Genomic DNA, 20,225 nt, shown 5'->3' on the forward strand with positions numbered 1-20,225 from the left:
ATGATGATTGCAGTAAATAATTCACAACGAGCAATTCGTCTAGGTATCGTAAAAGGAACTCAATTTGATGTATAATCTGGCAAATTTTATAATTTAAAGTGTAATGGAAAAAAAACGCCTTTTATTTATCCCCGTGTCATCATCTGAAGGAATAGGTGAATACATGCGTTCGTTATCATTTGCTCATTATTTAGATGAGAGTTTTCCCGATCGTTTAGACATCCACTTTTTATTAAATAAACATACAAATTACGCCCTTGATTGCCCATTTGATACAACACTGATAGAGCAATCAGCGACAAAAGAAACGTGTAAAGTTAATCAGTTAATTGAAACATTTAAGCCTAACTTGGTTGTTTTTGATTGTGCAGGTAGAGCAGCCCAAATGAAAACAGCAAAGCGTGCAGGGGCTAAAGTGGTGTTTATTTCACAGCATAATAAAAAAAGAGCGAAAGGCTTAAAGCTAAATCGTTTAAATTTAATAGATAAACATTGGGTTGCACAACCTGACTATTGTATTGAAAAAATAAGCTTCAGTGAGCGATTAAAGCTTAAGCTCTTCCCTTTGTCACCTCCGGTAAATGTGGGTCCTTTTTTTTCGCAGTCATCAAGTACCGAAACGTATCAATTGTTAGCTCAGTTAAATCTTACGAATGAAGGTTATTTTTTAGTAAATGCTGGGTCAGGTGGGCACGGTGAAAAAAACCAGTTATTTGCTGATATTTTTTATCAAGCAGCGAAGAAAATAGCTGCTGAAACAGGCTTGAAAGGTATCGTTGTTTTTGGTTCTAACTACCCAAACGATCTACCTAAAGATGATACCCTGATCATTTTAAAAAGTTTACATGCAAGTGAATTTGTTGGTGTATTAGCACATGCTAAATTTGCAGTGTTATCAGCAGGGGACAGTTTATTACAAGCTATTTCACTCAAAGTCCCCACTGTTGCTGCAGCAATTTCCAAGGACCAACCGAAACGTTTGCAAAACTGTGTTGAAAGTAACTTAACTTTAGCCGCAGACCCAACGTTAGACAGTTTAAGTGACGCTGTTAAACGATTACTGGAACCTACAACTTATCAAGCAACTAAAAACGTTTTGGCGAAAATAAAACCGCATAATGCCAAGAAAGAAATGCTGCAAGGCGTGTCTGAGTTATTGTTTGGGGTTTCTAAATGAAGGTTGCCATAGTTATTGATTCTTTGGTTGGCGGTGGGGCTGAGAAAGTGATGCTGACGCTAGCTGGCGAGCTTTTGGCTCAACAACATGAAGTTGTCATTCTTAGTTTAGCGAATTCGATTGAATATACCTTACCATCACAACTAAATGTTGAATGTTTGTTTGACCATAAAGCAAAAAAAGTTGATAGGTTCTGGCAACTAAAAAAAAGCGTAAAACGTATCGAAAATTGGTTTGCACAATACCAATCTAAAAACGGGGAATTTGATCTCGTTTTATCAAATTTAGATCGCAGTAATAATTTGCTAATTTGCAGTACTATTAAACATGTTTTCTATGTCATTCATAACTCAATTACGGCTGAGTTAAATAGACAAAAGAAACTTGGACCATTTGCTTATCATTATTTACTGAAAAGTAAAAAGCGCTTGTCAGGACAAAACTTAATTTGTGTTTCTGAAGGTATTGAAAGTGAAATTAAGCAGCAAAAGTTGATTGCTCCCCGCAGTATCACAACAATTTTTAACCCGTTTAATGTTCAAAGCATAGTCAAAAAAGCGAGTGAAACTGAGTTAGGATTACCACGTGAGCCCTATATTATTCACGTAGGTCGTTTAGCAAAACAAAAAAGACATGATGTTTTATTTTCAGCATTTGCTAATTTAAATACATCCCATAAGCTTGTTTTATTATGTAATAAAGTTAATAAAGCTGCCAAACTCGGTCGCCAACATGGTATTGAAGATAGGCTTATTTTGCCAGGCTTTCAGCAAAACCCATATGCTTGGATTAAAGGCGCTGATGCTTTGGTACTGAGTTCAGATTATGAAGGATTACCCACTGTTCTCATTGAGGCGCTCATACTGGGTACGCCAGTTGTAAGCACCGATTGTACTCATGGACCAAAAGAAATCTTAACGGGTAGTTTAGCCAAGTATTTAGTTCCTACAAATAACCCTGGGGCTTTAACTCAAGCTATTGAGTCTGTGTTAAATGATAAGCCAGAGGTTGTTGATGCAGAAATACTATCACAAATACCATCAACAAAAGTTGCTGAAAGTTATTTAGCATTGGCCCAAAATCGATAATTAGTTCAGCAATGCTTGGTAGTCACACACCAGTGACTGCCAATCACTTTGTTGCCAATGCATCACTTCATTACGGCCTTGCTCTTTTGCAAACGAGCGGGCAAGACGCTTAATGTTCTCTGTTTGCCAGCTAGCATGTGGCTGTTTGATTTCACCGCGGTCAAAGTCGATGATAAACACCTTACCTGTATCATCGAAAAGTATGTTATTGATGTTTAAATCTGCGTGATAGACGCCATGATTGTGAAACTCGCTGAGAGTCACTGCTATCGCTTTTAGCTCAGACTGGCTAAGTGGGCGCGTGATTAAAATATCTAACACGCTTTTTGCGCCTGTCACTGCTTCGGTGATGATATCACCGCGATAGATTAAGCCATGGGTGGTCACTTTTGCTGCAATGGGTGTCGGCACGTTTAGGCCAAGCTCAAGTAAGCGCATCATCAGTGTAAACTCTTTATAGACACGAGTTTGCTTTAAACCAAAATATAAGTACTGATCGCTCAGCAACTTACCTATTAAACCACCACGCCAATAGTGGCGAAGAACGCCTGTAAGCTGTTGATGTTTAAAAAACCACGCTGTTGCGCGACCTTTTTTTGCACCAACGATTTTATCTTGCTGTTGCCAATAATTGGCATCGAACCACTGTTGCGTTAGCTCATCTTTATAAGCTGGGTGACACAAAAGGGTGGTGTTTTGCAGATGCTGAGTTTCAAACATAACAACTTCAAGATTAAATAAAATTAGCGCTATCTTACCGTATTTTTAGCTTTTCGCATAAGTGCTTGCATTAGCATCAAGTTAATTTAAGATCGCATATTATTTGCTGTAGCTAAGGGCGCACGTGACTCAATCAACCTCCTATTCAGATATTTGTATTTTAAGGCTTTCGGCTATTGGTGATGTATGTCATGCCGTATCAGCAGTGCAAGCAATTCAAAAGGCACATCCGAAGGCAAAAATTACCTGGGTGATTGGTAAAGTTGAGGCCATGTTACTGGCTGATTTACCAGGTGTTGAGTTTGTTGTATTCGATAAAAAGCAGGGCAAACAGGCTTATCAGCAACTAAAAGATACGTTCAAGGGGCGTAAATTTGATGTGCTCTTACATATGCAAGTCGCACTAAGAGCGAATCTAGCTGCCCGCTGTATTCCGGCAAAAGTCAAAGTGGGGTTTGATTGGGCGCGCTCAAAAGAGTTACATAGCTTGTTTATTAATAAGCGTATTGCCCCGCAATCAGAGGCGCATGTATTAGAAGGCTTTAAAGGTTTTGCTCAAGCAATTGGGACGCCTGATTACAAGCCTCAATGGCAAATGCCAATTACCGAGCAGCACCAACAAGCAGCCGATGCGCTATTAGGTGAAGAACGTTTAGCCGGGCGTATTTTTGTTATCTCGCCTGCGGCAAGTAAAAAAGAGCGTAATTGGTTACCCGAGCGTTATGCTGCACTTGCTGAACATGCTCATCAACAAGGCTTTTCGGTAGTTATAACTGGCGGTCCAACTCCTTTAGAAATTGAACTTGCCGAGCAAATTATCGCGCAGAGTTCGGCACCTGTGCTTAACTTAGTAGGGAAAACCCAACTAAAAGAACTGTTATGTGTTTTGAAATGTGCGGCGTTAGTGCTAGCTCCTGATACTGGGCCTGCACACATGGCTGTAACGGTAGGAACGCCTGTTATTGGTTTGTATGCCCACTCAAACCCAAAACGCACAGGGCCTTATTTATATCAAGATTATGTTGTTGAGGTTTATCACCAAAATTTACGTGAGCAAACAGGCAAAACAGCGCAAGAGCTACCTTGGGGAACACGCGTTAAAGGGGCTGATTTAATGGCGCAAATAAGTGTTGAAAAGGTGATTTCGATGTTTGACCACGTGGTAGATAAAGAGCAATTGTAATGAGCAAAGTTTTATTTTTAGACCGTGATGGTGTGGTCAATATTGATCATGGCTATGTATACAAACCAGAAGAGTTTGAATTTGTACCCGGTGTATTTGAGGCGTGCAAAGCCTTTACTGATGCGGGCTATAAAATTGTGGTGGTAACTAACCAGTCAGGTATTGGCCGTGGTTATTATTCAGAGCAAGATTTTTACAACCTCACTGAGTGGATGAAGAGCGAATTTTTACGCCATGGCGTTACTATTCTTGATGTCTATTTTTGTCCGCATCATCCAAGCAAAGCTGAGCCTGCCTATTTGCAAGAATGTAATTGTCGCAAGCCTGCCCCAGGTATGCTTTTACAAGCCATTGATGAGCATCAAATAGACCCATCACACAGCATTATGGTTGGCGATAAACTTGGTGACCTTATTGCCGCTGAAAGAGCCAACATCGCGACCCGAGTTTTAGTTCGCTCAGGGCAAAGTTATGCCGAGTCAACAGAACAACACGCCGATGTAGTCTGTGAGTCTTTAGCTGAGTTACCTGCTTTAGTTTTACAGTCTTAGCAGGTAAGACCAGTTTTATTTCGCAAGCCTTAAGGTCTGCGACGAACTGCAAACAGTGCAATTGTTCGTCTAAGCTTTTACAATAGGCGCAAAATTTAATGTCATGCTAATCATTTCTGGTTAGATACAAGAATATGTGGAGATTACAGATGAGAGCATCTGCGTTTTTTAATCAGTTGCAGCAGCAAATTGATGAAGTGAAAGCTGAAGGCTTATACAAAAGCGAGCGTGTTATCACGTCACAGCAACAGGCTCAAATTGAAGTTGCCTCTGGTGATAAGGTCATTAACTTTTGTGCTAATAACTACCTTGGCTTAGCAAATAGCCCAGAGTTAATTAAAGCAGCTCAACAAGGCCTTGACGATCATGGTTTTGGTGTTGCGTCTGTACGCTTTATTTGTGGTACTCAAGATATTCATAAAACTTTAGAGCAAAAGATCTCTGAGTTCTTAGAAACCGAAGACACTATTCTTTACTCATCATGTTTTGATGCCAACGCAGGTTTATTCGAAACAATCTTAGGCCCAGATGATGCAATCATCTCTGACGCGCTAAACCACGCTTCGATCATTGACGGTGTGCGTCTTTGTAAAGCAAAGCGTTTCCGCTATGCAAATAACGACATGAGCGACCTTGAAAAACAACTTATTGCTGCTGATGAAGCGGGTGCTAAAACTAAGCTAATCGCCACTGACGGTGTTTTCTCAATGGACGGCGTAATTTGTAATCTAGAAGCGGTTTGTGACCTAGCTGATAAATATGATGCATTAGTGATGGTTGATGACTCTCACGCGGTTGGTTTTGTTGGTGAAAATGGTAAAGGTACGCCAGAGTACTGCGGTGTACTAGACCGTGTTGATATCATCACAGGTACCCTTGGTAAAGCACTTGGTGGCGCATCAGGTGGTTACACTTCAGGTAAAAAAGAAATTGTTGAGTGGTTACGCCAACGCTCTCGTCCATACCTTTTCTCAAACTCACTTGCACCATCAATTGTTACTGCATCAATTAAAGTACTTGAGATGCTAAGCAATGGCGGCGAATTACGCGCTAAGCTTTGGGATAACGCAAAGTATTTCCGTGAACAAATGGAAGCAGCAGGATTTACCTGTGCAGGTAAAGACCACGCTATTATCCCTGTCATGTTAGGCGATGCTAAAGTTGCCTCAGCCATGGCTGACAAATTACTTGCTGAAGGTATTTACGTAACAGGTTTCTCATTCCCTGTAGTACCAAAAGGCCAAGCACGTATTCGTACGCAAATTTCTGCGGCGCATACAAAAGAGCAATTAGATACCGCTATTGCTGCCTTTACCCGTATTGGTAAAGAAATGGGTGTTATCTAATTTTATTTCCTAAACCGAAGCTTTTGCTTCGGTTTTGTTTAATTGAGTATAAATCATGAAAGCATTATCTAAATTAAAAGCAGAACCAGGGATCTGGATGACTGATGCGCCAAAACCTGAAGTTGGCCATAACGATCTGCTTATTAAAATCCGCAAAACAGCAATTTGTGGAACGGATGTCCATATTTATAAATGGGATGAGTGGGCACAAAATACAATTCCTACGCCAATGGTTGTTGGTCACGAATATGTAGGTGAAGTGGTTGATATGGGTCAGGAAGTCCGTGGTTTCCAAGTGGGTGACCGTGTTTCTGGCGAAGGTCATATTACCTGTGGTCACTGTCGTAACTGTCGCGCTGGTCGAGTGCATTTATGCCGTAATACAACTGGTGTTGGTGTAAACCGCGAAGGTGCATTTGCTGAATACCTTGTTATCCCAGCTTTCAACGCATTTAAAATTCCAGATAACATTCCTGATGAACTAGCATCAATCTTTGACCCATTCGGTAATGCAGTGCACACAGCGTTGTCGTTTGACTTAGTCGGTGAAGACGTATTAATCACAGGTGCTGGCCCAATTGGTATCATGGCAGCTGCTGTTGCCAAACACGTGGGTGCACGTCATGTGGTTATCACTGATGTGAACGAATACCGATTAGATTTAGCACGTAAAATGGGCGCGACTCGTGCTGTAAACGTAGCAACTGAAAAGCTTGAAGATGTAATGAAAGAGCTTGGCATGACCGAAGGCTTTGATATTGGTCTTGAAATGTCAGGTGTGCCAGTTGCATTTAACAGCATGCTAAACAACATGAATCACGGCGGTAAAATTGCCATGTTAGGTATTCCACCTTCAGATATGGCGGTTGATTGGAACCAGGTTATTTTCAAAGGTTTAATCATTAAAGGTATTTACGGCCGTGAAATGTTTGAAACTTGGTACAAGATGGCAAGTCTAATTCAGTCAGGCCTTGATCTGAAACCAATTATCACTCACCAGTTCTCTGTGGATGACTTCCAAGCAGGCTTTGATACAATGATTTCAGGCCAATCAGGTAAAGTAATCCTCAACTGGGATTAATACCGAGTAATTTGATAAGGCGGCTTTGGCCGCCTTTTTAGTTTAGAGAGTACTATGTCGTATAAACATATTTCAGTGAGCGATACGTTTGCGCTGTTAGATAAAGAAGAGGTTGTGATTGCTGATATTCGCGATCCTAACTCATTTCAAACTGGGCATATCCCAGGCGCTGAGCATTTATCAAATGCTAATATCAGCGAATTTATGATGCATAAAGAGTTTGATCAGCCAATCATCATTGTTTGCTACCATGGTGTGAGTTCTCAAGGTGCTGCGAGCTATTTAGTAGAGCAGGGGTTTGAAGACGTATACAGCATGGATGGTGGCTTTACAGCTTGGCAGACACAACTTCCGGAGCACATTGAACGATGATTGAGTTGGGTAGCATAAATAATCCTCGCGCCGCACAAGGCTTTATAGATTACATAAAAAGTAAGGGCTTACATGGAGAGCTGCGCTCGCAAGATGGACAAACTGTGATTATTTGTGTTGCTCCAGAGCACTTTCATCAAGCTCAACCTCTTTGGCAGGAGTTTGCTGCTAACCCTCATGACGAAAAATACCAACAAGCTTCATGGCAGGTAGGCAGTACACAATCGCCTCTGTCATATCAAGGGCAATCCCTTAATTTAAAAGCTCGCTTTAAGGCATTAAGCTGGCTAAACCGTACAGTTACTTTAGTCTCGATAGCTATATTTATTGCCTTCTTATTAGGTGGTTTTGAAACTATTTACAGTATGTTGCAGTTCAACCCTGCACAGCCACTAACTTGGTTTACACCTGCCATTGTGCATTTTAGCGCTATTCATCTTATTTTTAATTTGATCTGGTGGATGACGCTGGGTAACGATATAGAAAAACGCAGTGGCAAAATAACCTTAGTGGGTTTATTTTTAGTGACGGCATTCATTAGTAACTGGGCACAGTTTTTAGTAGTTGGGCCTAACTTTGGTGGTTTAAGCGGCGTTGTGTATGGCTTACTGGGTTTTTGTTGGATTTACAGTGTAATGAGGCCAACAGAGCCGCCACTAGTAAGTAATAGCATCGTTGGTTTTATGCTGGTTTGGCTTATTTTGGGCTTTGTAGATATGTTGCCTGTGAGTATGGCGAACTGGGCGCATTTAGCAGGGTTATTGGCTGGTATGGCTTATGCTGTGTCAGACAAGCTGCTTTCACGCAAATAATCGCGTAAATAAAAATGGCGGCTAATGCCGCCATCTTACAATTAATGATATAAATACTTAGTAAATAACACTTCTCGGACAATTTCTTGTCCTGTTTCTTGTTTTAGCAGTGCTTTTAGCTTTTCGGTGCAGCGCTTTCTGATTTCTTCGCGACCGGTAAGCGATTTAATGTTTTCTTCAGGCTCTTTTGAGAGTATTTCAACAATCGCATCACGCAATAGTGGAGTGTGATGTTCTACGATTGCGATATCAGATAGATCATTGAGCATGAGATCCACCGTTATACGAACATAGCCAAGCTTTTTATTACCTTGACCTATGTAGTTTGTGATGATGTCAGGCTCAAAACCAAAGTAGCCAACATTTGATTCAGCGCGTACAGACCAACTTGTTGCAGTAACAAGTAGCATGCTTATCAAGTAAATTGATAACAATGATTTTTTCATAGTTAAGAATATTCCACCCTTTCAATGATTTTTAGTCTATACCCAAATTCACTTAAGATACAGGCTGTTCTGCGTTTTTTAACCCTGCTTGAGATTAAATCATGACTTTTTCGAAACGTGCAGCAGTGATATCATTTGCACGGTTTTTAAAAATAATGAGTCGTTGTGATCACATTCCCAGTTTCATTAGCTGCAAATTGGCAGCCTGCTTCAGCATTTCCAGATTTGACGCAACAACAGAAAAGTTGGTTGCTTGAAGCTGGGTCATTAACAGCCAAGCTTAAAAGTCACTGTCAGGCCTTTTCAGTTGAAGTTTTAAACGAAGCACCCTTTGACCTAACCTGCGAGCAACAAGCGTTACTCAATACCTCTCTAAGTCAGGCTTTAAACCGCGAAGTGTTACTTCTATGCGATGGTAAACCAATGGTTTATGCACAAAGCTGGTTGCCGGCAGATGATACATTAAAAAAGCAGCAGTTACTAAGTATGGGAACAAGGCCGCTTGGTGACGTTATTTTTCAAGACCCAAGCTTATCGCGCACAGAAATAGAAGTTGCTGAGTTTTCACAGCAGCACGCTATCCAAGCTTTAACATCTGAAATTGGCTTCTCTTCAAAACCATTGTGGGGAAGACGCAGTGTTTTTAGCTTATCTAATGCTCATTTTCTCGTGGCTGAAGTATTCTTACCTGGAGCATATATTTACCTATGAAGCTAGCTGCACTTAAGGTCGCACATATACCTTACTATAAACAGTTAATGCGTACCGATAAGCCAATTGGCACCTTGTTACTATTGTGGCCAACTTATTGGGCGCTGTGGCTTGCTGAGCTTGGCACGCCGAGCTTATTAAATTTTGTGGTTTTTAGTTTGGGCGTCTTTGTGATGCGAAGTGCCGGCTGTGTAATTAATGACTTTGCCGATCGTAAAATAGATGGCTCTGTTAAGCGCACAGCCCAGCGACCGCTGGCAGCAGGTTTGGTATCAAGTGGTGAAGCTCTGAGCTTATTTGTACTGCTTATTGTGGTGGCCTTTGGTTTAGTATTAACACTAGGGTGGTCAACGATATTACTGTCGTTTGGTGCCTTAGCACTGGCTTTCTGTTATCCCTTTATGAAACGCTACACGCAATTACCGCAATTTGTGCTTGGTGCTGCATTCAGTTGGGCTATTCCAATGGCCTATATGGCATCAATTGGCTCAGTACCATTAGAAGCATGGCTCCTATTTACCGCGAATCTTGTTTGGACTGTGGCTTATGACACTATGTATGCCATGGTTGATAGAGATGATGATTTAAAGATTGGCGTTAAATCAACAGCAATCTTGTTTGCCAGCTATGACAGACACATCATTTTTTTACTCAATGCCTTGTTTATTACGATTCTTGCTTACATAGGTATGAGTAATCACCTTGGCTTGCCTTTTTGGCTGGGCTTAGCTGCAGCGGTTGGTTTTTTACTTTATCAACAAATGCTTATTCATAAACGAGAGCGAGATCCTTGTTTCAAAGCATTTTTGAATAACCATTATGTAGGGTTAGTGATTTTTATCGGTATAGCAGCATCCTTGCCACTGACATTTTGATTACCTTGGTGGGTCGATAATGCCGCTGATTGAGGCATTTTTTCTGAACCAGCCCGCAATAGAGTAGCGTACATCGTTTGCGGGTAATACTTCATGCATAAAGCGTTCGCTTTCAAACATAACCAATAAGCCCGCTTGAGGTTTAATGACTATTTCAATGTCTTTACTTTTTGGTTTGTAGATCACCAATTCACCGCCAGACTCTGGCGTATTTAAGTAACAAACCGTTGTAAAAATGCGATTCGAACGGCCTTTGAAGGCATCATAGTGCTTTTTATAAAAGTCACCTTGTTGATACTTTGCATAATGGCATTCATAATCAAATAAGCCTAAATAGAAGCTACGGTTTAACTGTGTCTTTATTGCTTCCATGGTCGCCAGATAAGTAATTTGTGCTTGGCTAGAGCTATCAAACCAAAAGGTTTTATCTTTACGCACAGTTTTATCTATTTGTTGGTCGTTTAATCGGCCAATACCTGCGGTATGAAAATGCGGATTAATGCGATAGCAATCTGCAATTAAATCAGCAATTAAGCTTTCATCAATCGCGTTTTCAACAACAGCATATCCTGTACGTTCAATAGCATCTAAGTATGTGTCGGTAATTAGCGGTGCGGTCATTCATGTGCACAATCAAAAAAAGGTGCGTAAGTGTATATGAAAAATTCTGCGATGCACGCTTTTTATGCATTAAAAGATGAAGAAATAAAGGGGATTGGCTAGCCTGATTAATTACAGGCTAGCAGTATATATTATAGCTATTAGCTTTGGCTTGATAACGCCGTTTTTTCAATGAGGTCAAGTAAATGACTAACATGAGAATTCTCATTGATTTGTTGATTTGTTTGGATCACAAGCTGCTCGTGTGCGATACCTTTATTGGTTTTCAATAACAGTAAATCTGGGTCTGAAGAGACAATATTTGTGTGTTCAATACTGGCTATTGCGATGTGGTTTGACTTTTTAAGGCCATCCATTACTTGCTCGATGCTACCTACTTTGATGCTTGATGTTTTATCAAAAGATTCGATAGCATCGTTTAGCATAGCTTGCACTTGTTTAGACTGTGAAAAACAGCTGTACATAGGGTAGTCTGCAAAGTCGCGTTTACTAATGTCGCTCTTATGCGCAAGTGGGTGGTTTTTAGCTACAAAAATAATCAGTTGATCAGGTAAATGTATATCACTACCAATGCTGTTCATTGCCTGCGAGCATACGCTAATATCAATTTCACCTAATTGCAGTTTACGTACAAGTTCACTTTGCTCTTGTAGTTGCATCTCGATTTTTACATGCGGATACTGCGCTAAAAATTGGCCGCAAGAAACAGGCACAACCGTGCTTGCTTTGTTGGTATAACCAATAACTAATTTTTCGTTAGTGCAACCGTTTAAAGATTCGAATAAACGCTTTTTGGTTTCTTCTAGGTTGTCGAGGGTTTGTTTAGCGTACTCAAGGAAAAGTTCACCTTCTTTGGTTAACTTAACTGAGCGTGTAGAGCGGGTAACGAGCTCATAACCAATTTCATCTTCGAGCGTCTGAATACTGCGAGTTAACGCTGAAGTGCTGATTTGGGTTTTTTCTGCAGCTTGTCGGAAATGCCTCAGCACCCCGAGCGCCACAAATTGTTCAAGTTGTTCAAATCTCACTTTAATAGTCCCTTGTTATAAGTAAGCCTTTTACGTCCAGGCAATATTATTATACTTCACGGTAGGCATAGTAAATTATTGTACCTATTTTGGGAAGTGTTTTACAGAAAAGTTACATCTAATCAGGATAACGGTCCTTAATCTCTAAGAAAAGTGGTAAATTTTCAAGTAATAAGTCGACTAGAATTGGATCAAAATGTTTCCCGCGCTGATCTTTTATGAGAGTTAACGCCTCTTCTAATGGCCAAGCCTTCTTATAACAACGGTCGCTGCAAAGGGCGTCAAACACATCGGCGAGGGCGGTTATGCGACCAACTATATTGATATCGTCTGCCATTAAACCTTGCGGATACCCTGAACCATCCCACTTTTCATGATGCTGGTAAGAAATTAAAGCACCGCATGTCAATATCTCGTTACTTGAGTTTTTTAATATTTCATAGCCGATTTCTGCATGGGTTTTCATTATTTCCCACTCACCATCAGTGAGTTTACCAGGTTTATTCAATATGCTGTCTGGAATGCTGATTTTACCTATGTCATGTAATGGTGAAGCAAGCTTAATGATTTCACATTGAAATGGGTTAAGCTCTGAAAGCTGAGCAAGTAATTCACTATATAAAGCAACACGTTTAACGTGAGAGCCGGTTTCTTTAGAGCGTTTTTCTACTGCTTCTCCAAGAATGTACGACAGCTCTTTTTGCGACTCTTTTACCATTTCTCTGAGTTTTAAATTATCGTAAGCAAGCGCGATATTGTTGGCATAAAACTCTAACAGTTGATGTTCTGTGGCCTGTAACTTACTGCCTTTATGAACATAAAGCATGGTTTCAAGGCCGGCTTTGGTAGGGAAGTAACCAATATAATCATTACTTGTTTTTAGTGATGATTTTCGCTCATGTGCATCTATAAATAAGTTTTTTACTTCATCAGGAATGGTGTTTTGCTGTGGTGTGGGGCCTACACCTGAGGCTGCAAGTAATTGAAAATCTTTTGCTGGTGACGATTGTAGATTAACGGCTGCAGCACAATAAATTTGCGTGTCATTAATGCCCATCACGTTAGTGACATGGCTTAAAATTGTTGAAGCAAATTCATGAACACTGTCACATTTTAAAAAGTTAGCGGACGCGTTGATGATCTGCTCAAGACCATGCTTGTGGCGATCAATAATTTGAATATCGCGATGTGCTCTTAACGCTGAGTAGAGCAAGGTTTTAATTTTAATCGCGGTGAGCTCAGTTTTGTTTTTATAATCGTTAATGTCGTAATCGCGGATAATCGCTTCTTCAGGGGCTTCACCTGGCTGACCTGTGCGAAGAATTAAACGAATATCGTGGTTTTCTATTTCATCGCGAATGTATTGAATAAGCTCAAGACCAGCATGATTGGTTTCCATTACTACATCAACTAGAGCAACAGAAAAGGGAATATCTTTTTTTAAAAACTCTTTTGCTTCGGCCGCAGAGTAGGCGTCATAAAAGCGCAGACCTTTATTTTCGAAAGTGAAGCCAGCTAATACTAGTTTCGTAACTTGATGGATATCTTCTTCATCATCAACAACAAGAATATGCCAGTATTCAGGCTCTTCAGTTTCTATATTATTTTCTTCTAACTGTTCTTCAGAAAATAAGAAATCATCCACAAAAACACCACTTATTGTTGTATCTCATACAATAAGTATAGAGGCAGAAATTTACTCTGCCTTATCTGAAACTGGTTTTTTTTCGATATTCTTTAATTCGATTTCAATAGCATCACAAGAAATGTGAATCTCATACAAAGAGGTGAGAAGTGACAAGGCTAAGCAAGCGAGGCTGATGCCAAATAAAATGATTCCAGTAGTATTAAACTCAATAAATAAAGCAAACATTGATAAGGTACACATTAAAAAAGAGGCAACGCCATAAACCTGCATCACCCGAATGAGTTTAATGCGTTTTCTTAAATTGGTAATTTGCGCAACAACTAACGGGCGGATACTTTCCCCTTCACGTGCATTGAGCTCTCGAATAAGCTGAGCAAGCACCAAAAAACGGTTGGTGTAAGCAAGTAACAGTAAAGAAATTGCTGGGAATAACAGTCCCGGTGTTGTTAAAGTCATGTGGCTACCTTGAAATAAGCATTGCAGCGAAGTTAGTTGCTAGCGTAGTTTAGGATTTAAAGATAGAAAAGTAAAAGGGAAGTGATTTGCAAAACAATAATTTAAATCAACCTGCTAAGCAGGACCCATTCGCTTGGGTGAAAGTGTTTCAGGCTGAAAATGGCTTAGAAGCCAACATTATTAAAGGGCTTTTAAAAAGTAAAGGGATCGAATCGCAACTGCAAGGTGAGCTTTTACAAGGTGCGCTTGGAGAGATCCCATTTGAACAAACAGGGGTCGATATACTCGTTTACGCATTAAAAGAGCGCCAGGCGCAAGAAATATTGCTAAACTACCGGCAATTAAAACAATCGGCTCCTGACTGGGTATGCCCTAAGTGTCAAGAGCTTAACGGAGCAACATTTGAAATATGTTGGTCTTGTGGGACTGTAAAGAATGACAAAAGCGAATAATTTTCAACGTATTAGAGAATTAAACTATTTGCAAAAAGCGGTATTAGGTGGCGCATTACTTGAGCGTATGCTGCCTAATTACAGCTTATTTAGTGAAGCAACAGGGTTTGGTGATGCCGCGGTTTTTCGTAGCGCATTAAGTGTCTGCTGGGAAAAAATCTTACTACCAAAAAGTAAGATTAGCCTTGAAAAGCAAATTGAAAAAATAGAGCCGAATGTGCCAGAGCTTACTGACTTTGACATGTTCGGGACTTATCCCGCAATCGATACAGCAACCGCTTTGCTTGGCATGTTGCACGGTTTGATAGCTAAAGATGAACAAGAGTTTTTAAATATTAGTAAAATTTCACAGGCTTCAGTGGCTCGTTTTATTGAATATCAACTAACAGTAGATGGTGAAATTGCTGATAACAAAGCTGTTCGTGAACACCCTTTAATGCAGTATGAAATTGATGTGCTTGCAGAGCTTATTGATTTTGTAGAGCAAATGGGCCGAATTACCTCCCAGAACGTAAAAGAGCTTAAGCAACTTGCTGTATCTGACGGCCAAACCAACATAGGTATTGCAATTTAATATTCAGTAATGCGTATTTTCACTGTAAAATACGCGTTTGTTTTTTCTTGGCGGAGTAATTGATGCGAATTTTAGGTATTGAATCATCATGTGATGAAACGGGTATTGCCATTTATGATGATGAACAAGGCTTATTAGCACATCAACTGTATAGCCAAGTAAAAGTGCATGCCGATTACGGCGGTGTGGTACCTGAGCTTGCGTCACGCGATCACGTACGTAAAACCTTACCTTTGATTGATGCTGCTTTTGCACAAGCTGGTTGTGGCCCAGAAGACTTAGATGGCATTGCTTACACCGCAGGCCCTGGACTTGTTGGTGCACTCCTTGTGGGAACTTCTATTGGTCGCTCATTGGCCTATGGTTGGAATATTCCTGCTGTTGCTGTTCATCATATGGAAGGCCACCTACTTGCGCCAATGCTTGAAGAGGACAAACCGGAATTTCCGTTTATCGCACTACTGGTGTCTGGCGGCCATACTATGATGGTTAAAGTATCTGGCATTGGTGAATACGAAGTGCTGGGAGAGTCAGTTGATGACGCTGCCGGTGAAGCATTCGATAAAACCGCGAAGTTATTAGGTCTTGATTACCCTGGTGGCCCACGTCTAGCAAAACTTGCGGAGCAAGGTACGCCTGAGCGTTTTGTATTCCCACGTCCGATGACTGATAAACCAGGCTTAGATTTTAGCTTCAGTGGCTTAAAAACAGCAGCGTCTCTTGCGATTCGTGATAGCGATGATGACGAGCAAACCAAAGCTGATATTGCTCATGCATTCCAAACAGCGGTAATAGATACTCTAATCATTAAATGTAAGCGTGCATTAAAGCAAACAGGTATCAAACGTTTAGTGATTGCCGGTGGTGTAAGTGCAAACGTGCAATTGCGTGCGCAACTTGAACGAGTAATGCAAGGCATGAAAGGGCGCGTTTATTACCCACGCACAGAGTTTTGTACAGATAACGGCGCTATGATTGCTTATGCTGGTATGCAGCGTTTGAAAGCAGGTCAGTTTGCTAGCCTTGATATGAAAACAAAGCCGCGCTGGCCTATTGATTCACTCGAAGCACTTTAATTTATAACACTATTCCTGCTCTGGGGCTTTTTTCTTAGCCCCTACTTTAGGCTCTTCCCCCGCCATCAAGCGAGTAATATTTGCTCTGTGACGGAAAATTATCAACACGGTTAAAAAGGTAACTGGCAAGGTATACAAAGGTTTTATCCACCAAGTATAAAGAGGTGCTAATGAAACCGTAACCAGTGCCGCAAGTGATGAATAACGTGTGATAGCAATAATTATGAGCCAGGTTGCGATCAGCATCCCACCTAGCGATAAACCAATGGGTAATAACGTGCCAAAAGCGGTCGCGACAGCCTTACCACCTTTAAAGCTAAAAAACAGCGGATACATATGCCCTAAACAGGCTGCTACACCAATTAAACCTAGCATTAGCGGGTCTATTTTTAAAAAGTAGGCACCCCAGACAGGGATGGTTCCTTTTAAAATATCAAAGACAAGAACTAAAACAGCGGGGACTTTTCCACCAAGGCGATAAACATTTGTAGCACCAGGGTTATTCGATCCATGACTGCGTGGGTCTGGTAGTTTAAACAGCCGTGATACAAGGATAGCGGAAGAGACCGATCCCAGTATGTAAGCTAAAACTAACATTAAAACTTCTAACACGCGCTTCCTTATTTTTTAATCTGCACTTTTGGGCTATCATTGGCGGCAAAACCATCTGCCGCTCTCATCGAGTAGAATGTAAGCACCTTATTGCAATGCATCTATCCGTTATTGTAGGGGTAATTTTTATATATTAAAACAGTATGACAGCTTATATAGCGCATTATTGTTATCAATAAGCGTTTAGTATGAGGAGTTGTTTTAATATTCATGTCACTTGGAGTATCAATGGACAAGGTATATATATCACAACTACATGTAGACACCATTATTGGCGTGTATGATTTTGAAAAAGAAAGTAAACAAAGCCTGTATTTTGATATCGAAATGTTATGTGATATTTCTGCCGCAGCGGCAACTGATGATATAAATTTAGCACTTGATTACGCCAAAGTGAGTGAGCGAGTGATTGAACACACAACGGCAAAACCAGTTGAGTTACTTGAAACTTTAGTTGAGCAATTAGCTGCCATTATTTTAGCTGAGTTTGCTACTAACCAAGTCACTATACGTGTTAGTAAACCAGCCGCAGTGCCACAAGCGCAAACTGTGGGAGTTGAGATCACCCGTCGTAAGGCAAACTAACCATGGCGCAAATTTTTATAAGCTTAGGCTCTAATGTCAATAAAGAGCATTATCTTCGACAAGCGCTTATTGCCTTAAAGCCTCACTTTCCAGACTTTATACATTCGTCTGTTTATGAAAGTGAAGCGGTGGGGTTTGCAGGTAGTAATTTTTATAATTCAGTGGTCGCAGCAAAAACAGATATGCCATTAGCTGAACTATGTAAACTACTGAAAAAAATTGAGCTTGATAATGGCCGCACTCGTGAGGATAAAAAGTTTAGTCCTCGCACATTAGACCTTGATTTATTGTTTTATGATGACATTATCTGTGATTCGCCTGCGCAATTACCGCGGGATGAAATAACCAAAAATGCGTTTGTATTGCAGCCTCTAGCTGAAATTGCTCCCGATTTTTATCACCCCGTAGCTAAGCTAACTTTGGCTGAGTTATGGAATAATTATAACAACCCACAACAAAAACTATGGAAGGTGGAGTTTTCTAACCCATGAGTATTATTGAGATAATTGTTTTAGCCTTAATTCAAGGATTGACTGAGTTTTTACCTATTTCGAGCTCAGCACATTTAATTTTACCCTCACAAGTTTTAGGTTGGCACGACCAAGGCTTGGCATTTGATGTTGCGGTACACGTAGGTACACTAGGTGCTGTGGTACTGTATTTTCGTAAAGAAGTGGTGGATATTCTCGGTGCGTGGTTTAAATCGTTTGGTTCACAAGGCGCAACCGATGATAGTCGTTTAGGCTGGTGGATTATTGTTGCGACCATTCCAGCATTATTAATTGGTTATTTATTTAAAGATTTTGTGGAAAGCTACTCGCGTAATGCCTGGGTTATTGCTACTTCAACCATCGTATTTGGTTTGTTACTTTGGTATGCCGATGTAAAAGCAAAGCAAGTTAAGAATATTTACCAAGTAAACTTTTTCAGTGCGTTATTACTCGGCTTTTCACAAGTTCTCGCTATGGTATTCCCTGGTACATCCCGCTCAGGTATTACCATTACTGTGGGCTTAATGTTGGGTCTAAACAAGCAAAGCGCAGCACGTTTTTCGTTTTTAATGTCAATTCCAGTTATTGCTGCAGCTGGTTCATATTATGTGTATCAGTTGGCTACAGCGGGCGAGGCGATTGATTGGCATGCAATTCTATTAGGCGCAGGTTTATCCTTTGTATCGGCTTATGCATGTATTTTCTTTTTCTTAAAAGTGATTGAGCGCATGGGCATGATGCCATTTGTTATCTATCGCTTACTATTAGGTGTAGGTTTGTTTGCATTCTTAATGCTGTAAAATAGGCTTTAAACTTAATTAAAAAACACCTCAAGTTGAGGTGTTTTTTTATGTTGGCTATTTGGCAATACTCTAATGCCGTGTAGTAATGGTAAGTAAAGCTTATATTTGGCATTATAACGCCTTACTTATCTCTTATTCATTTTGCTCAGGACAGTAGATGCATATTCACATTCTTGGAATTTGTGGCACCTTTATGGGTGGTATTGCCGCAATCGCTAAATCGTTAGGTCATACAGTGACAGGCTCTGATCAAAATGTGTACCCGCCGATGAGCACGCAATTAGAAGAGCTAGGAATTACACTCACCCAAGGTTATGACGTTGCCCAACTAGAGCCCGCGCCAGATATGGTGGTGATTGGTAATGCTATGAGCCGAGGCAACCCTTGTGTTGAATACGTTCTTGATAAAGGCTTGCCTTATACTTCTGGTCCAGAATGGTTAAAGCATAATTTACTGCAAAACTCTTGGGTGTTGGCTGTGGCCGGAACACACGGCAAAACGACTACAGCCAGTATGCTGGCATGGTTACTAGAATACGCAGGAATGAAACCGGGCTTTTTAATTGGTGGTATCGTACAAAACTTTGGTGTGTCTGCTCGTGTTGGCGAAACGCCATTTTTTGTTATTGAAGCCGACGAATACGACACGGCGTTTTTCGATAAACGCAGTAAATTTGTTCATTACTTACCACGCACCTTAATTCTAAATAATCTTGAATTTGATCATGCTGATATTTTTGAAGATTTAAACGCGATAAAGAAACAATTTCACCACTTGATGCGTACATTACCCTGTAGTGGCAAAGTGATTTGGCCAAGCCAAGACGAAGCACTACAAGATGTGATTGAACGTGGCCTTTGGAGCGAGAGCGAAACACTGGCGGGTGATTGGGATTACCGCTTACTTAAAGCTGATGGTAGTGAATTTGAAGTGCTACTAAATTCACAAGTGCAAGGTGTTGTCAGTTGGCAAGCTATGGGCGAGCACAATGTCAAAAATGCCATTATGGCTATTGCAGCAGCCAGACATGTAGGCATCGCGGTATCAGTCAGTATTGCAGGCTTAGCCGAGTTTATCTCTCCTAAGCGCCGTATGGAGCTTAAAGCCGACGTTAACTCAATAAAAGTGTATGACGACTTTGCTCATCATCCAACGGCAATTAAAACGACCTTAGCAGGGCTACGTGCAAAAGTAGGCACTGAGAAGATAATTGCTATTTTAGAGCCTCGTTCAAACACAATGAAAATGGGCGTGCATCAACAAACCCTGATTGATTCACTCGATGCAGCAGATGATGTGTATTTATTTGAGCCAGAAAATTTAAGCTGGTCACTTAAAGAATATGCAGACAAAGCGGGTATGCATTGTATGAAAAGTACTGAGGAAATCGTTACTCAGGTTGTTGCCAATAGTGCACCGTCACAACATATTTTAATTATGAGTAATGGTGGTTTTGAAGGTATTCATCAGCGTTTAATCACTGCCCTTGAACAAAACTAACCAGTATACGGAGCTT

At 40.6% G+C, this 20,225-nt stretch carries 24 protein-coding genes; 17 read left to right on the top strand and 7 right to left on the bottom strand.

What is annotated here, in order from left to right:
* Positions 1-163 precede the first annotated feature (163 nt).
* Together EXT43_RS01875 and EXT43_RS01880 are read left to right on the top strand one after the other, a co-directional pair.
* Complete coding sequence (locus EXT43_RS01875) at positions 164-1,177, top strand: glycosyltransferase family 1 protein (protein ID WP_240701460.1); 1,014 nt, start codon at positions 164-166, stop codon at positions 1,175-1,177.
* The gene (locus EXT43_RS01880; protein WP_130166223.1) at positions 1,174-2,265 is read left to right on the top strand and encodes a glycosyltransferase; all 1,092 of its coding nucleotides are present in this window, start codon (positions 1,174-1,176) and stop codon (positions 2,263-2,265) included. The genes EXT43_RS01875 and EXT43_RS01880 overlap by 4 nt, the downstream gene beginning before the upstream one ends.
* On the opposite strand, the gene EXT43_RS01885 is transcribed toward EXT43_RS01880, so the two are convergent.
* On the bottom strand, positions 2,266-2,985 hold the full coding sequence (locus EXT43_RS01885; protein ID WP_130166224.1) for a 3-deoxy-D-manno-octulosonic acid kinase: 720 nt from the start codon (positions 2,983-2,985) through the stop codon (positions 2,266-2,268).
* 124 nt (positions 2,986-3,109) lie between these two features.
* On the opposite strand from EXT43_RS01885, the gene EXT43_RS01890 reads away from it, so the two are divergent.
* From EXT43_RS01890 to glpG, 6 genes are all read left to right on the top strand, one after another.
* A complete protein-coding gene (locus tag EXT43_RS01890) occupies positions 3,110-4,168 on the top strand; it encodes a glycosyltransferase family 9 protein (protein ID WP_130166225.1) in 1,059 nt (352 codons plus the stop codon).
* On the top strand, positions 4,168-4,719 hold the full coding sequence (gene gmhB / locus EXT43_RS01895; RefSeq protein ID WP_130166226.1) for a D-glycero-beta-D-manno-heptose 1,7-bisphosphate 7-phosphatase: 552 nt from the start codon (positions 4,168-4,170) through the stop codon (positions 4,717-4,719). Before EXT43_RS01890 ends, gmhB begins: the two co-directional genes overlap by 1 nt.
* A gap of 149 nt (positions 4,720-4,868) precedes the next feature.
* On the top strand, positions 4,869-6,065 hold the full coding sequence (locus tag EXT43_RS01900) for a glycine C-acetyltransferase (RefSeq protein ID WP_054560964.1): 1,197 nt from the start codon (positions 4,869-4,871) through the stop codon (positions 6,063-6,065).
* A 55-nt stretch (positions 6,066-6,120) separates the two neighbouring features.
* Positions 6,121-7,146: an L-threonine 3-dehydrogenase gene (gene tdh, locus EXT43_RS01905; RefSeq protein ID WP_054551064.1), complete on the top strand. Its 1,026-nt coding sequence runs from the start codon at positions 6,121-6,123 to the stop codon at positions 7,144-7,146.
* A gap of 54 nt (positions 7,147-7,200) precedes the next feature.
* Positions 7,201-7,518, top strand: coding sequence for a thiosulfate sulfurtransferase GlpE (gene glpE / locus EXT43_RS01910; protein ID WP_062566431.1), 318 nt, complete (start codon positions 7,201-7,203; stop codon positions 7,516-7,518).
* Positions 7,515-8,330 carry a rhomboid family intramembrane serine protease GlpG gene (gene glpG, locus EXT43_RS01915; RefSeq protein WP_062566430.1) on the top strand — a complete coding sequence of 272 codons (816 nt, stop codon included), beginning with the start codon at positions 7,515-7,517 and terminating at the stop codon, positions 8,328-8,330. Before glpE ends, glpG begins: the two co-directional genes overlap by 4 nt.
* 41 nt (positions 8,331-8,371) lie before the next feature.
* Here glpG and EXT43_RS01920 read toward each other — a convergent pair whose 3' ends face one another.
* Entirely contained in the window at positions 8,372-8,776 is a 405-nt protein-coding gene (locus tag EXT43_RS01920; RefSeq protein WP_054551067.1) for a flagellar basal body-associated protein FliL, read from the bottom strand.
* Positions 8,777-8,941: 165 nt separating this feature from the next.
* Between EXT43_RS01920 and EXT43_RS01925 the strand changes: the two genes are divergently transcribed.
* Both EXT43_RS01925 and ubiA read left to right on the top strand, forming a co-directional pair.
* Entirely contained in the window at positions 8,942-9,487 is a 546-nt protein-coding gene (locus EXT43_RS01925) for a chorismate lyase (protein ID WP_130166227.1), read from the top strand.
* Positions 9,484-10,362 carry a 4-hydroxybenzoate octaprenyltransferase gene (gene ubiA, locus EXT43_RS01930; RefSeq protein ID WP_130166228.1) on the top strand — a complete coding sequence of 293 codons (879 nt, stop codon included), beginning with the start codon at positions 9,484-9,486 and terminating at the stop codon, positions 10,360-10,362. The genes EXT43_RS01925 and ubiA overlap by 4 nt, the downstream gene beginning before the upstream one ends.
* Here the strand turns inward: ubiA and EXT43_RS01935 are convergent, their stop codons facing one another.
* The 4 genes from EXT43_RS01935 to EXT43_RS01950 form a co-directional block, all read right to left on the bottom strand.
* Complete coding sequence (locus EXT43_RS01935; RefSeq protein WP_062566427.1) at positions 10,363-10,983, bottom strand: 2OG-Fe(II) oxygenase; 621 nt, start codon at positions 10,981-10,983, stop codon at positions 10,363-10,365.
* A 140-nt stretch (positions 10,984-11,123) separates the two neighbouring features.
* Entirely contained in the window at positions 11,124-12,011 is an 888-nt protein-coding gene (locus EXT43_RS01940; protein WP_054560958.1) for a LysR family transcriptional regulator, read from the bottom strand.
* A gap of 118 nt (positions 12,012-12,129) precedes the next feature.
* Positions 12,130-13,656: a response regulator gene (locus tag EXT43_RS01945; protein WP_130166229.1), complete on the bottom strand. Its 1,527-nt coding sequence runs from the start codon at positions 13,654-13,656 to the stop codon at positions 12,130-12,132.
* A 51-nt stretch (positions 13,657-13,707) separates the two neighbouring features.
* Positions 13,708-14,115, bottom strand: coding sequence for a DUF2721 domain-containing protein (locus EXT43_RS01950; protein WP_054560956.1), 408 nt, complete (start codon positions 14,113-14,115; stop codon positions 13,708-13,710).
* Between the two features lie 86 nt (positions 14,116-14,201).
* Here EXT43_RS01950 and EXT43_RS01955 point away from each other — a divergent pair, with 86 nt between their 5' ends.
* The 3 genes from EXT43_RS01955 (at position 14,202) to tsaD (ending at position 16,217) form a co-directional block, all read left to right on the top strand.
* Positions 14,202-14,567: a DUF2007 domain-containing protein gene (locus EXT43_RS01955; RefSeq protein WP_130166230.1), complete on the top strand. Its 366-nt coding sequence runs from the start codon at positions 14,202-14,204 to the stop codon at positions 14,565-14,567.
* Positions 14,551-15,141 carry a YjaG family protein gene (locus EXT43_RS01960; protein WP_058585822.1) on the top strand — a complete coding sequence of 197 codons (591 nt, stop codon included), beginning with the start codon at positions 14,551-14,553 and terminating at the stop codon, positions 15,139-15,141. The genes EXT43_RS01955 and EXT43_RS01960 overlap by 17 nt, the downstream gene beginning before the upstream one ends.
* Before the next feature lie 62 nt (positions 15,142-15,203).
* Entirely contained in the window at positions 15,204-16,217 is a 1,014-nt protein-coding gene (gene tsaD, locus EXT43_RS01965) for a tRNA (adenosine(37)-N6)-threonylcarbamoyltransferase complex transferase subunit TsaD (protein ID WP_054560954.1), read from the top strand.
* A 9-nt stretch (positions 16,218-16,226) separates the two neighbouring features.
* On the opposite strand, the gene plsY is transcribed toward tsaD, so the two are convergent.
* Positions 16,227-16,829 carry a glycerol-3-phosphate 1-O-acyltransferase PlsY gene (plsY, locus tag EXT43_RS01970; RefSeq protein ID WP_063527714.1) on the bottom strand — a complete coding sequence of 201 codons (603 nt, stop codon included), beginning with the start codon at positions 16,827-16,829 and terminating at the stop codon, positions 16,227-16,229.
* A gap of 228 nt (positions 16,830-17,057) precedes the next feature.
* On the opposite strand from plsY, the gene folB reads away from it, so the two are divergent.
* The 4 genes from folB (at position 17,058) to mpl (ending at position 20,209) form a co-directional block, all read left to right on the top strand.
* Positions 17,058-17,414: a dihydroneopterin aldolase gene (gene folB / locus EXT43_RS01975; RefSeq protein ID WP_055021570.1), complete on the top strand. Its 357-nt coding sequence runs from the start codon at positions 17,058-17,060 to the stop codon at positions 17,412-17,414.
* A 2-nt stretch (positions 17,415-17,416) separates the two neighbouring features.
* Entirely contained in the window at positions 17,417-17,905 is a 489-nt protein-coding gene (gene folK, locus EXT43_RS01980) for a 2-amino-4-hydroxy-6-hydroxymethyldihydropteridine diphosphokinase (RefSeq protein ID WP_054560952.1), read from the top strand.
* Positions 17,902-18,705 carry an undecaprenyl-diphosphate phosphatase gene (locus tag EXT43_RS01985; RefSeq protein ID WP_054560951.1) on the top strand — a complete coding sequence of 268 codons (804 nt, stop codon included), beginning with the start codon at positions 17,902-17,904 and terminating at the stop codon, positions 18,703-18,705. The genes folK and EXT43_RS01985 overlap by 4 nt, the downstream gene beginning before the upstream one ends.
* Before the next feature lie 160 nt (positions 18,706-18,865).
* Positions 18,866-20,209: a UDP-N-acetylmuramate:L-alanyl-gamma-D-glutamyl-meso-diaminopimelate ligase gene (mpl, locus tag EXT43_RS01990; RefSeq protein WP_130166231.1), complete on the top strand. Its 1,344-nt coding sequence runs from the start codon at positions 18,866-18,868 to the stop codon at positions 20,207-20,209.
* Positions 20,210-20,225 lie beyond the last annotated feature (16 nt).

This window comes from Pseudoalteromonas sp. CO109Y, from assembly GCF_004208935.1.
In the GTDB taxonomy this organism is placed as follows: Bacteria; Pseudomonadota; Gammaproteobacteria; order Enterobacterales; family Alteromonadaceae; genus Pseudoalteromonas; species Pseudoalteromonas shioyasakiensis.

What these genes read in the sequence shown, in the direction of transcription:
- glpE (WP_062566431.1), top strand. Translation starts at nt 7,201, where the DNA reads ATGTCGTATAAACATATTTCAGTGAGCGATACGTTTGCGCTGTTAGAT.
- folK (WP_054560952.1), top strand. Translation starts at nt 17,417, where the DNA reads ATGGCGCAAATTTTTATAAGCTTAGGCTCTAATGTCAATAAAGAGCAT.
- EXT43_RS01900 (WP_054560964.1), top strand. Translation starts at nt 4,869, where the DNA reads ATGAGAGCATCTGCGTTTTTTAATCAGTTGCAGCAGCAAATTGATGAA.
- EXT43_RS01920 (WP_054551067.1), bottom strand. Translation starts at nt 8,776, where the DNA reads ATGAAAAAATCATTGTTATCAATTTACTTGATAAGCATGCTACTTGTT.
- EXT43_RS01875 (WP_240701460.1), top strand. Translation starts at nt 164, where the DNA reads ATGCGTTCGTTATCATTTGCTCATTATTTAGATGAGAGTTTTCCCGAT.
- folB (WP_055021570.1), top strand. Translation starts at nt 17,058, where the DNA reads ATGGACAAGGTATATATATCACAACTACATGTAGACACCATTATTGGC.
- tdh (WP_054551064.1), top strand. Translation starts at nt 6,121, where the DNA reads ATGAAAGCATTATCTAAATTAAAAGCAGAACCAGGGATCTGGATGACT.
- glpG (WP_062566430.1), top strand. Translation starts at nt 7,515, where the DNA reads ATGATTGAGTTGGGTAGCATAAATAATCCTCGCGCCGCACAAGGCTTT.
- mpl (WP_130166231.1), top strand. Translation starts at nt 18,866, where the DNA reads ATGCATATTCACATTCTTGGAATTTGTGGCACCTTTATGGGTGGTATT.
- EXT43_RS01880 (WP_130166223.1), top strand. Translation starts at nt 1,174, where the DNA reads ATGAAGGTTGCCATAGTTATTGATTCTTTGGTTGGCGGTGGGGCTGAG.
- tsaD (WP_054560954.1), top strand. Translation starts at nt 15,204, where the DNA reads ATGCGAATTTTAGGTATTGAATCATCATGTGATGAAACGGGTATTGCC.
- EXT43_RS01885 (WP_130166224.1), bottom strand. Translation starts at nt 2,985, where the DNA reads ATGTTTGAAACTCAGCATCTGCAAAACACCACCCTTTTGTGTCACCCA.
- EXT43_RS01985 (WP_054560951.1), top strand. Translation starts at nt 17,902, where the DNA reads ATGAGTATTATTGAGATAATTGTTTTAGCCTTAATTCAAGGATTGACT.
- EXT43_RS01950 (WP_054560956.1), bottom strand. Translation starts at nt 14,115, where the DNA reads ATGACTTTAACAACACCGGGACTGTTATTCCCAGCAATTTCTTTACTG.
- gmhB (WP_130166226.1), top strand. Translation starts at nt 4,168, where the DNA reads ATGAGCAAAGTTTTATTTTTAGACCGTGATGGTGTGGTCAATATTGAT.
- EXT43_RS01935 (WP_062566427.1), bottom strand. Translation starts at nt 10,983, where the DNA reads ATGACCGCACCGCTAATTACCGACACATACTTAGATGCTATTGAACGT.
- EXT43_RS01960 (WP_058585822.1), top strand. Translation starts at nt 14,551, where the DNA reads ATGACAAAAGCGAATAATTTTCAACGTATTAGAGAATTAAACTATTTG.
- ubiA (WP_130166228.1), top strand. Translation starts at nt 9,484, where the DNA reads ATGAAGCTAGCTGCACTTAAGGTCGCACATATACCTTACTATAAACAG.